Origin of the sequence: Phenylobacterium sp. 58.2.17 (assembly GCF_026411515.1) — a bacterium.
In the GTDB taxonomy this organism is placed as follows: domain Bacteria; phylum Pseudomonadota; class Alphaproteobacteria; order Caulobacterales; family Caulobacteraceae; genus Phenylobacterium.
In genome coordinates, this window is the sequence record NZ_JAPMTQ010000094.1 from 1 (window position 1) to 2,233 (window position 2,233).

Genomic DNA, 2,233 nt, shown 5'->3' on the forward strand with positions numbered 1-2,233 from the left:
TCGCCGTCGCCCTTCATCAGGTCCTCCAGGTAACGCAGGTGCGCGTCCTGGTGCTTTTCGGCGTTCATCGACATGAACGAGTAGAGCTGCACGAAGCCCGGATAGACCCGCCGCCCCATGCCCGGATAGGGCGCCGGCACGGTGTCGATCATCGTCGACTTGAACCAGGCGAACGGCTTTTCCTCGGCCAGCTTGTTGGTCACCGTCGGCGACAACCGCGCATCGATTGGCGATCCCATGATGGTCATGGTCCCGGGGCGGCACTCCTCGCCGTCCTCAGCCATCAGCGCGGCGGCGGCCAGCACCGCCGGACCCGGCTGGCAGACGGCGACCACGTGTGGGCGCGGCCCCAGCTGGCGCAGCATGTCGCGGACATGGTCGACATAGTCGTGGAAGTCGAAGCGGCCTTCCATCACCGGCACGTCGCGGGCGTTGGACCAGTCGGTGATGAACACCTCGTGGTCCTGCAGGAAGGCCTCGGCCGTGCCGCGCAGCAGGGTCGCGTAGTGGCCCGACAGCGGCGCGACGATCAGCACCGCCGGCTCCAGTTCGCGGCGGCCCGCCCGGCGCATGTCGGCCATGTCGCGGTTGAAGTGGATCAGCTTCACCCACGGCGTCGACCAGACCTCGGTCGGGCGCACGCGCACCTTCTCGCCCTCGATCTGGACGGAATCGATGTTCCAGGCCGGGCGCCCGTAGCGGCGCGTCAGGTTGGCGAACAGGTCCGAACCGGCGAACAGCCGCCGGCCGAGCTCGCTGTCCTTGGCCGGGTTCAGCGGCGAGGACCAGAAATCCCGCGTGGCCCGCGCGGCCCAGCGCAGCGGGGTGGTGGCGTAATAGCCGGCCTCATAGAGCGTGTAGAGCATCGCCGAGTCCTCTTTGCTGCGGCGCAACATAACACGGTGGTGGTTAAGCGAGTCCAGCGCTGATGCCGCAGCCAGCCAGGGAAATCACGCTCAAGCTCGCCTGATCGAACGATATTTGCGACTTTTTCGAGCTCGCCTGTCGATCTGGCGGGGCCTGGTTCGTCGATCCCATGTAGCGGGTGGACTCGCGGGCGTTCCTCGCCCCGGCCCGCCGAGGAGGAAATCCATGCGTTTCATGTTCATCATCACGTCCGCCGACACGAGCCCCCCGTCGCCTGAGTTCATGGAGGCGATGGACAAGCTGGCCAACGAAGAGATCAAGGCCGGGCGCATGATCGACACAGGCGGGCTGATGCCGATGCAGATGGGCGCCCGTGTCGCGCTGAAAGCCGGCAAGCTCAACCTGATCGACGGGCCATTTGTCGAGGCCAAGGAAATGATCGGCGGCTACGCGATCTTCGACATGCAGAACAAGGAAGAGGCGGTCGCCTCAGCCATGAACTTCATGCAGATGCACATCGACTACATGCCCGGCTGGGAAGGGACTTGCGAGATCCGTCCCATGGCGACGGAGGATTTCGAAGCCGCCTGCCAGATCCAGGCGCCGGCCCGCGCTTGACGCGCGAGGTCGACACCCATCGCGCGATCCTCGCCGCCTGGCGGGTCGAACAGCCACGCCTGATCACCGGGCTGGCGAGGATGCTGCGCGACGTGCCTCTGGCCGAGGAACTGACCCAGGAAGCCCTGGTCGCCGCGCTCGAACGCTGGCCGCAGACCGGCGTGCCCGAACGTCCTGGCGCCTGGCTGATGGCGACCGCCAAGCGCCGCGCGCTCGACCACCTGCGCCGCCGGACGATGCTGGCCCGCAAGCACGCGATGGTCGCCCACGAGCTGGAGAGCGAGCAGCAGGCCATGCCCGACCTCGACGCCCCCCTCGACGACGACATCGGCGACGAGATGCTGCGGCTGGTGTTCACCGCCTGCCATCCCCGACTGCCCCGCGAGGCCCGCGCCGCCCTGGCGCTGCGGATGGTCTGCGGCCTGACCACCGGCGAGATCGCCCGCGCCTTCCTGCTGCCGGAGGCGACCATCGGCCAGCGCATCGTGCGCGCCAAGCGGACGCTGTCGGAGTCGGGCCTGGCCTACGAGACGCCGCGCGGCGAGGAGCTGTCGCAGCGGCTCGCCTCGGTGCTGGAGGTCGTCTACCTGATCTTCAACGAGGGCTACACGGCGGCCCGCGGCGAGGACTGGCTGCGCCCCCAGCTCTGCAACGAGGCGCTGCGTCTGGCCCGGGTGCTGATCGCCGTGGCCCCACAGGAGCCGGAGGCCCACGGTCTGCTGGCGCTGATGGAGCTCAACGCCTCGCG

General features: G+C 68.2%; 3 protein-coding genes. 2 read left to right on the forward strand and 1 reads right to left on the reverse strand.

The features are described from left to right. Positions 1-866 (reverse strand): polyhydroxyalkanoate depolymerase (phaZ, locus tag OUA97_RS23125; RefSeq protein WP_267234434.1); only part of this gene is annotated, 866 nt, incomplete at its 3' end. Positions 867-1,092: 226 nt separating this feature from the next. On the opposite strand from phaZ, the gene OUA97_RS23130 reads away from it, so the two are divergent. Together OUA97_RS23130 and OUA97_RS23135 are read left to right on the forward strand one after the other, a co-directional pair. Next, a complete protein-coding gene (locus OUA97_RS23130) occupies positions 1,093-1,485 on the forward strand; it encodes a YciI family protein (RefSeq protein ID WP_267234435.1) in 393 nt (130 codons plus the stop codon). Then, positions 1,482-2,233 (forward strand): RNA polymerase sigma factor (locus OUA97_RS23135; protein ID WP_267234436.1); only part of this gene is annotated, 752 nt, incomplete at its 3' end. The genes OUA97_RS23130 and OUA97_RS23135, both read left to right, overlap by 4 nt.